General features: G+C 60.7%; 3 protein-coding genes and 1 pseudogene. 3 read left to right on the plus strand and 1 reads right to left on the minus strand.

The genetic code is table 11. From position 1 onward, the window contains the following. Positions 1-404: 404 nt before the first annotated feature. The gene (locus tag G3N95_RS40140) at positions 405-2,327 is read right to left on the minus strand and encodes a hypothetical protein (RefSeq protein ID WP_205975612.1); all 1,923 of its coding nucleotides are present in this window, start codon (positions 2,325-2,327) and stop codon (positions 405-407) included. 923 nt (positions 2,328-3,250) lie between these two features. Here G3N95_RS40140 and G3N95_RS40145 point away from each other — a divergent pair. The 3 genes and pseudogenes from G3N95_RS40145 to G3N95_RS40155 all read left to right on the plus strand — a co-directional run. Further along, a complete protein-coding gene (locus G3N95_RS40145) occupies positions 3,251-4,243 on the plus strand; it encodes a hypothetical protein (RefSeq protein WP_205975613.1) in 993 nt (330 codons plus the stop codon). A 191-nt stretch (positions 4,244-4,434) separates the two neighbouring features. Next, positions 4,435-6,159, plus strand: a complete 1,725-nt coding sequence (locus G3N95_RS40150) for a PQQ-binding-like beta-propeller repeat protein (RefSeq protein ID WP_205975614.1) — start codon at positions 4,435-4,437, stop codon at positions 6,157-6,159. 234 nt (positions 6,160-6,393) lie between these two features. After that, positions 6,394-6,709: pseudogene (locus G3N95_RS40155) on the plus strand (hypothetical protein); the annotation flags it as partial.

Raw genomic sequence — 6,709 nt, forward strand, 5'->3', positions numbered from 1 at the left:
CATCGAGCACCCACACTTATCGGCTGTTAGTTTTTAAAGAACATTCGCTAAAAAGCTGCTGTTTGCTGCTGCTTTCTTGCGTCTCCGTCGTTTGGAGAGGCCGAATTATGCGGAACCCCAAGGGGGCTGTCAAGCACTTATTTCGCACGTTCACAGAAAAATTTGCGCTGCTGCTTTAGTGAGCACGAGTCAACGCCTAAGCAGTTGCGTGCTACGCCAACTTCGATCAAGCGCCTTAGCATCTATTGCAGAGAAGATCTCAAGATCTCCTCATACGCAAAGCACGACACGACCCGAGAAGTGCAACGCAGAAGTAAAAAGCGCGCGGAACATCCGCGCGCTTTCTTCATGAGATCTGCCAGTCGAACGGGCAACGGCAAGTCCCCCCCCACCGACCGACTCACTTAAGAGCCGACGTAACCCGGAGGCGGATTCACATTGCTCTTCACGACGTCGGCATTTTTCGAAACGACGTAGACCGGCGCTTCCGTCAGATTCAGCTTCAGCGTGCCGTTCGTGTAGTTCAGCGTCATCGGGTTGCCCATCATGTCGAGAACCTTCACCGTGCCGCTCGTGCCGGGCGCATCGACCGTCAGGCTGTAGGCCACGCTATAGGTCGAGCTGAAACCCGAGCTGGCACTCCACGCATCATTGTTGTGCGTCCACAAGGCCGTGATCACCGAACCGTTGTTGATCTGCTGGAACGAGTAAGCATAGACACCCGACGGCGTGCCCTTCACAGGACCCAGCGTATTCGTGCCGTCCAGAATGCGCGACATCGCGCTCATGACCATCGCAGCCGGTTTCGGACTGATGTTGCTCGCGCCATACGAACCTTGCGCGTTCGACAGATCGAAGAATGTGCCGTATCCCACTTCACCCGGATAGTCCGCACCGTAGAACACGTATGAAACGTCCGCACCTTCGCCGAGCAGAATGATGTGCGTACGCGCGACCACCGCACCTTGCGCGAACAGCACGTTACCCGTCGGATAGTTCGCACCATACGACGAGCCGAGGTCGTAACTGATGCCCACTTCTGTCTGATACAGCTTCATGCCCGCGCGATACTGGTTCAGCATCGTGGTACGCAGCGTGCGCATCGAGTTGTTCAGCGCATTCGCAGCCGTCGCGGCGTCAGGGTTGGTAGCGAGACGCTCGGGCGGATGCGACGGCGATGTGCCTGCATCGTAGTAACCGTGCGTTGCGACGCCGTCGATGTATTTGCCGTAGCCCAGCGAAGCGATACGTGCGAGGCGCTGGTTCGTGAGACTCGGGAACGCGTCCGTCGGGCCCATCACGACAGCACCTGGATCGTTCGAGTGAATGCCCTGATAGACGGACTGGTACAGCGATACGAAATTGGCATCCGTATCCGTCCAGAACTGGTTGGGTTCCCACGTCACCTGATAGAAGTTCGCCGACTGCTTGGGGAAGTACTTGAGGCGGATCGCGTTCGACTCGGTGCCGACACGGCTCATATAGTCTTGCAGATACGACATGTCCTTCGGCAAGGTCGTGAAGTCCTCGAAGCCACCCGACTTCGACGCCCAGCCCGGCACACCATCCAGACGAATCAGACGCATCACGTTGCCCGTCGTGTAGAACGCGTCGAGATTGTTCGCGGACGGATTGAAGGTGTTCGCGCCATTCGGCTCCATCGCCGACATCTGGCGATTGTCGATCGTCTGCGAGATGCCGAGGCCCGCGAGCACCGCCGCGTTGCCGTTGGCGCCCTGCATGCCGAAGCGGTGCTGGTCCTGCTTCGTATAGGTGACGGCGGGCACGATGCCGCTCAGGTCAGGAACGACGCCGAAGGTTGCGATGCCCGTCGGACGCGTGCCCGCTTGAGGCAACGTGCCGCCGCCCGCCTTCAGGCTGCCCGACGCGGCGAAGTAACCCGCAAGCGTCGAAGTGCAGGTCAAGGTCGTCGTCGCTGCGCCGCGCGGCACGGCAAAGCTGCCGCTCGCCGCGACACGCCCTGTCGTGTCGGCGATCGACCAGTTCAGCGTATCCGCGTTGCTTGCGTTCGTCGTAAATGCGAGGGGGAAGTTCGCGCCCGACGCGAACAGGCGCGTGCCGTCGCTGCTCGGCGTATCGGCGGAGATCAGTGAGCCGCCTGCCGACGCGCTTGCGGTCGATGGCGAGGCACAGCTGATGGTGCCGACGGTGTTGCCATTGGCCGTCGCGTTCGCCGCGGAGGTGCCGGATGTCTGCGACGCGCTATTGGTCGACGTACCGACGCCGGCGGTGTCGCCGCCGCCACCGCCGCAGCCCGCGAGAAGGACCGCTATCGATGACGAAACGAGAAGTGAATTGACTTTCATGGGGAATGCGAATGGGCAATCGAAATCCGTCCGAAAACGCCTGGCAAAAATGCCCGAAGACGTGTGCTGGATTTCAAGGTTGGCTGTCTTGCACGCGGAGTCGTTCTTACTGCGTCGACTGCCGGTGCGGCGGCGGTGCCGGTAATTTGGAGCAGCGCATTTCCTGCAAGCCCGCAGCATTGAATTGTGCGAGTGAGGCCGTGCTCAACCGATTGCAACCAGATGTAACTGAAAAAACGATTCCAGTCATGTCCGATAACTCGCCCGGAATTTGCAAATACCGGCACGAATCAATTCAGAATCATTACACGACGGCCTTTACAACCGTCATACGAAATGCGCTGAATAACTGGATTCATTTTCAAGGGCGAATGCTACAGAACGCGGCCTCTTACGTCTGTGGAAACCGGGTAACACTTTGTAACGTATGACAATTAATCAGGTTCGTTTTATGCTTATGCACCATCGCGGTGATAAATGCCGGTGTGTCTTTACGCTTTTTCTTTATTATTCGGTCGAATTTACTCATTCTTTCAATGACCCATAAATGGGGATGCATGAATGGCGCAGAACAGCTAGATATTTTTCTTCGATTTATTTTTTATTTTTCAAATCCGCCATGGGGCACTCGCCATCCTTTTCACTCATATTTTCGAATGCCGTCAATCAGCGATGAATGCCGATTTCACAAACAGCCATTCGCGACACAACCACTTTGTCGCGATTCGAATACACGCAAACACGTTTTTTGAACTGAATAGAGGAGTTTCATTGACCTATTGCACAAGCTGACTCATATTGCATAAAGCCCGTGCGATCACACGCGACGCCATGCGCCGCGACAAGCTCACGTCCTGCGCACGATGGTTGCCAACGAGAAGAATGTGCGAAGCCGTCACACGTGCCGGCATGGGAGTCCGCTGATGGACACGATTCGCAAGCGTCCTGCGCCGCCGCACGAGTCCCGCGATACGGCAACGGAGACAAACAGAGTGGCGAAGCCTGACGTACCTGCGCCGCCACTCGATCTGCTGTTTTCGCTCGACGCTTCTTTGCCGAAAGTGAGTGAAAAACCTTCGGCCGACAACGCGCACGAGCCCTTGCCCACTTATCCGCCGCTATTCAGACGCATCAGGCCGAGGCCGGGCCGTCTCACCGCGCCACCTTCCGTGAGTGCACCCGACTGGAAGCTGAGCACGGGCGCGGCCGTCATACTGCTTGGCTTCGCCATCGCGTTCGGCACTTACATCACGCTCACGGAACGCGACGCGATGCAAAGCCGCTTGCGACGCATCGTCGGTCAGAACGAGTTGCGCGCATCACAGCATCACGATCGCGGGAGCATTGCCGATCGCACGCAGGAACTCGCGCGGACCTTGCGAGAACAGATCGAAACCCTACGCAGCCGCGATGCGACCGATACCGCCGTCGTCGCGGGTGCCGCAACTCATATGACCGCCAACGCGCACAGCAGCGCGCTCGCGAGCAGCTCGCCTGGTTTGCCGCCCACGTCGACCACTACGTCTCCCTCGGCTTCGCATGGCAAGACGCCGGCGAAGCAGCTCGCGGCGAAGCCTCTTGCCCCACCGCTGCCTCAACCTGCGCCACGCACACGTCAGGTTGCCAGCGCAGCGCCTGCGCGCCCACATAGCACGACGACACCGGCCAAGCAGGAGCATCGAACGTCCATGAAGCAGGCAAATACGCAGAACACACCCAAGCCGGTGAAGGTCGCTGCCAAAACAGCAACCCCGAAGACCACAACGAAGACCAAGGCAACGCGAAGTGCCATGGCGAAAGCACCGGCGAAGCCTGCGCCGCGTATCGTTCCGCCCACCGTCCAGGCCTGGACACCACCTGATGATTCCACGGCGTCGCCCGCCAGCGACGATACGCAAATCTATCGTCAGCATTAACGCTCCCGAGCGCCGTCGTTCGATCGCCAAACGCGAAATGCAGGCGTCTGGCGGAAAGAGACGAGGCGATGTCGGTTGATCCCGCTCGCGCATTCTTAACATGACGAAATGGGTTCGCGCTGGATAGAAACAGCGGACATGCGCGATGCCGCCATGCGAGGACGCTCATATGAGCGCGGGGAGAGACACGCATGCATCGACAGCCGTCCATGTCCCTCGCCTATGCGACGGGCCTCGCGCCTCGCTCCGTTGCGCGCGCGAGCAAAGCCGTTGTCGCCGTGACGCTCGCGCTCTTTTGCACGGCGTGCGGCAACGGTTCGTCGAACAACTCAGGCACGAGCAGTTCGGGTGCAAGCGGCAATGCAGGCACGGGCTCCGGCGGCAGTTCGCCATCGACATCCACGGTCGCGTTCGCCACCGACGTGCTGATGCATCACAACGACCTCGCGCGCACCGGGCAAATGCTCGCGGAGACGACACTCACGCCGGCCAACGTCAATACGTCGTCGTTCGGCAAGGTCGCCTTTCTTGCCGCCGACGGCAAGGTGGACGGCCAGCCGCTATCCGTGACGAGTCTTTCCATCGGCGGCGTCACGCATAACGTGATCTATGTCGTCACCGAGCACAACAGCGTCTATGCGTACGACGCCGACAACAATGCGCAACTGTGGAAGGTCTCGCTGACGGGTGCGAACGAAACGCCCAGCGACAATCGCGGCTGCAACGACATCACCCCTGAGATCGGCATCACGTCGACGCCCGTCATCGACCGCAACCGTGGACCGAATGGCGTGCTCTATGCCGTTGCGATGACGAAGGATGCGAGCGGCGGCTATCACCATCGCCTGCACGCGCTCGATCTCGCGAGCGGCGCCGAACTCCTCGGCGGCCCGAGCGAAATCTCGGCCACCTATCCCGGCTCGGGCGGCAACAGCGTCAACGGCGTGCTCACGTTCGATCCTTCGCTGCACACCGAACGCGTCGCGCTGACGCTCGTGAACGGCAATATCTTCATGGGCTGGACGGCGCATTGCATGGCAGGCGCGTACACCGGCTGGATCATGAGCTATAGCGCCGATACGCTGCAGCAGACGGGCGTCGTCAACGTCGCGCCGAACGGGCATCAGGGCTCCGTGTGGATGGCCGGCTCGGGCATGGCATCGGACGGCACGTCCATCTATGTGGTGGACGGCAACGGCACCTTCGGCACGACGCTCGACGCAAACGGCTTCCCCGTCGATAGCGACTACGGCAATTCGTTCATGAAGCTCTCGGCCAGTCCGCTCAAGGTCACCGATTACTTCGCGCCGCTCGACGTGGTGCAGCTCGCGAACGCGGACGGCGATTTCGGCTCGGGTGGCGCGATGCTGCTGCCCGACGTGACGACCGCGGGCGGCACCATCAAGCATCTCGCCGTAGCAGCCGGCAAGGACAACAAGATCTATGTGGTCGATCGCGACGCGATGGGCAAATTCAGCGCCACGTCGAACGCTATCTGGCAGGTGCTGACGGGCACACTGGCGGGCGGCATCTGGGGCTCGCCCGCCTGGTTCAACGGCACCGTCTATTACGGCGCACTGAACGACAACATCAAGGCACTGCCCGTCACGAACGCGCTCCTCGCGACCACCGCCGCCTCGAAAAGCCCAACGACCTTTCCCTATCCCGGCGCCACCCCCGCAATCTCCGCAAACGGCACATCGAACGGCATACTGTGGGCTGCCGAAAACGGCACGACGGGCGCATTGCACGCCTATGACGCGGCCAATCTCGCGCGCGAGCTTTACAACAGCAATCAGGCGGGAACGCGCGACCAGTGGGGCGCGGGCAACAAGTTCATCACGCCGACGATCTCGCGCGGCAAGGTCTATGTGGGCACGACCAACGGCGTCGCCGTGTTCGGCCTGCTACATTGATCACGCTGACGTGCGGTCGGCGCGTATCGCATTGCAACACGGAAATTGGCGACGAATGGCGTGCTTCTGGCGTGCTGCGCCGCTGCGACGCGATATCCTGAGATGGCTTTCCTTCGGCCTGCTATGGCCTGACTGGCCGCACCGGCCATTTTGTACATCATGGCTACACGCGAACCTCGCGACGCGCATTCGCGCCGACAAGACCAAAGACTTCGCCAGGGAGCCCGCTCGCCTATGAGACGCTTCGCCCATGCTGCAATTGCGCTTTTCGTCGTCAGTGGCGCATCCGTTGCGCAGCAGCCGCTGACCTATCCGGGGCGCAGCCAAGGCCCTGCACAACAGGCCGTCGACACGGCTGCGTGTTACGCAGACGCCAACAAGACCACGCACGTCAACATGGCGCACGAGTCGCAGCGTCCACCGCCGCCCGGCAAAACGGCGGATGCGGCGCCACGGCCTATCGTCGCGCCTGCGCCGCTCAATCCTCCGCTGCCCTCCGCGATGGGCGCCTCGGGCGCATCCGGGGCGATGGCGGCCTCCGCGCCCGCCG

It is taken from the genome of Paraburkholderia sp. Tr-20389, from assembly GCF_017104565.1.
Classification (GTDB): Bacteria; Pseudomonadota; Gammaproteobacteria; order Burkholderiales; family Burkholderiaceae; genus Paraburkholderia.